Source organism: Kitasatospora sp. NPDC096140, from assembly GCF_040303045.1.
GTDB lineage: Bacteria > Actinomycetota > Actinomycetes > Streptomycetales > Streptomycetaceae > Kitasatospora.
This window is the reverse complement of sequence record NZ_JBEOUW010000108.1, coordinates 1-2,073: the sequence shown is the minus strand read 5'-3', so window position 1 is coordinate 2,073 and position 2,073 is coordinate 1. Positions and strand designations below refer to the sequence as shown.

The window sequence follows — 2,073 nt, the reverse complement described above, 5'->3', positions numbered from 1 at the left end:
TCCATCCCCTGGCTGGCCTGCGGAATCGGCCCTCGACCGGCCGGGGCGGCCGGAGACCGAACCGAACCACGGACCGAACCCGCCCCGGACCCCCGTACCGAACCACGAGCCGAACCCCCGCCGAACAGCCTGTGCCCCCGTACGCGGGCAACCACGTCGACGGCACAGCCGAGAGGACCGGCACTCGCCGGGGACCACGAAGGCCACGAGGCCGCCGGGCAGGGCCCGCCAGCCAGCGCCGCAGGCCACCCCGACCCGACAGCGCACCACCACCCCACCCCCACCACCAGGAGGACAGGGGCGCGCAGAGAGGGTTGTCGGCTTTTCCCGCCACCTTGGTGGGCCCTGTGAGCTGCACAGATGCCAGCCCGCGCCCGGGCCGGGGGGTGCCGGCATCAGGAGCCGCATCAGGAGTCACAGCAGGAGCTGCACCGGGAGCTGCAACAGGAGGCCCGGGAAGGGCCCTTCCCGGGCCTCCCAGGGCCGGACCGCACCCCGGGGCCGGACGGTGCGTCAGGGCACGGTGGTCGCCGTCAGGGCCGTCCGCGGGGGCCTCGGTCGGGCATGGGGGCGGTGCCGGATCCGGTCGGCGTCGACAGTCCGGCCGGGCCGGGGGATGGCCTGGCTGAGGATCGCCGCGGTCCGGCCCGACGGGGCCCGGGGGCGTCCGGTGTTCGCCGGGCGCTCACCAACCATCACGGCCCCGCAGGGCACAGGCCCCTGCCGGCCGGACCGTCACCCACCACCGCCCCTCCACCCACCAGCAAGCCGGGGAAAGGGATGGACAGAAGGGGTTGTCGCATTTACCGGTTGCCCGAAAAGGGCTGCTGACCTGCGGGAACGCGCGGATGTCGCCGGGAGCGGCGGGGTACCTGCGGTGGTACCCACGGAGGTACCAACGGTGCTGCCTGCGGTGCTGCCTGCGGTGGTAGCTACGTGGAACCCGCGCGGCCGGGTCGACGGCCGTCGGCCGGCCCGCAGGCCGCGGACGGCTTCGCCGGACGCACCGAAGAACCACCGGCCCGCCGCAGGCGCGAACCCCGAACCGAACCGACCGACCCACCTCCACCACCACGACAAAGGACAGAAGAAGGGGTTGTCGGCATTTCCGGCCCACCCGAAACGGCACCTGACATGCGGTGATGCCGTGCCGGACCGGATCACCACGCACCCACAAGACCACTCACAAAGCGCCTCACAAAACCACGCACAAGGCACCCCACAAGACCACTCACAAAACGCGGCCGCCGCGGGTCAGGTCAGTTGCTGGTTGCGGGCGGCACGGAGCAGGGCGATGGCGTGGGGCGCGTCCGTGGAGAGCCGGGGATCACTGTCGGTGGCGTCGATGATCAGGCGGCCCTGGATGTAGGTGCCCCAGCCATCGCCGAGCGCCTCGACCCAGCCGAGCAGCTGGCGGTTCGGGTCGCGGACGGCGAACAGGTCTGAAGTGCTGTTCCAGCCCTCCACCACCACGTCGCTCCCGTCGATGCTCCAGGTGGAGGTCGGGGCCCCCAAGCCGCGGGCGAGCGGCGAGGAGGAGGTGCGCTCAGGCGCCAGGGCCAGGAGCAGCTCCTGCGACGGGGTGTCGACCGGTTGCAGCTGCTGCGCGACGGACGCCACCGGCGCAGCCTGGTCTGTTTCGACGCGCGCGGAATCGAGGGGGGTGGCGGCGGGCTCGGGGGTGGGCGCCTGGGCCTGGGCCTGTTCGGTGCGGAGCCGGGTGGCGGCCATCTCGTGGCGCAGCACGTGGGCCTGGCGCATGATCCGCTGCGTGGCGCCGGTGAGGTTGGTCTCCAGCAGTGCGAGGGCCTGGTTGCAGCGTGGGTCGTCGCCCTCGCCGCGGCGGGCCTGGTCCAGGTGTTCCAGGAAGCGGGCGGTGCTGCGCTGCACGGCGGCGGCGAGCTCCAGGAGCTCGCGGTGGCCGGCCTCGCCGGTGGCCGGGATTTCGACGCGCGAGGTAACAAGGGCGTCGGCTAGGTGTTCTGGCCCGTGAGGTTGGGAACGCGGCTGGCGGGTGGCTTGCCTGCGAGTGCGGTGTGTCCGCGGTGGTGATTGTAGGTGTGGAGCCAGTCG

General features: G+C 72.8%; 1 protein-coding gene and 1 pseudogene. Both read right to left on the bottom strand.

The window, feature by feature from the left end:
* Nucleotides 1-1,254 precede the first annotated feature (1,254 nt).
* Complete coding sequence (locus ABT048_RS41605) at nt 1,255-1,890, bottom strand: hypothetical protein (RefSeq protein ID WP_350526855.1); 636 nt, start codon at nt 1,888-1,890, stop codon at nt 1,255-1,257.
* Between the two features lie 83 nt (nt 1,891-1,973).
* Nucleotides 1,974-2,073, bottom strand: a pseudogene (locus ABT048_RS41600) (IS481 family transposase); the annotation flags it as partial.